The organism is Shewanella sp. S1-49-MNA-CIBAN-0167 (assembly GCF_040310145.1).
In the GTDB taxonomy this organism is placed as follows: Bacteria; Pseudomonadota; Gammaproteobacteria; order Enterobacterales; family Shewanellaceae; genus Shewanella; species Shewanella psychromarinicola.
In genome coordinates this window covers 1-263 of sequence record NZ_JBEOPO010000331.1, presented here as the reverse complement: position 1 = coordinate 263, position 263 = coordinate 1, and the positions used below count along the sequence as shown (strand labels likewise).

Genomic DNA, 263 nt, shown 5'->3' with positions numbered 1-263 from the left:
AGTACGATGCGTTGCTGCCATTGTTGCTTTGTGAGTGGCTGATGTTGTGTTGCATTGTTTTCGTCTTGTTGAGCAAACGACGCACCCACCCCCTTTATTGAGTACAGCAAGCTGCGCAAATCATCAAAATACACGCTAATACTCTCAACATGGATATCAATGCTGTGCCAATCATCCACAGTCGTATGAGATGCACTCAATGCGGCATTAAGTGCCGATACGGAATAAAATGGGTTAACTCTAAAGCCTAATGTTTGTAATTC

1 pseudogene is annotated in these 263 nt (G+C 43.3%); it reads right to left on the bottom strand.

Going from position 1 to position 263, the window contains the following annotated elements:
• A pseudogene (locus tag AAEZ00_RS21520) lies at positions 1 to 263 on the bottom strand (malonyl-[acyl-carrier protein] O-methyltransferase BioC); the annotation flags it as partial.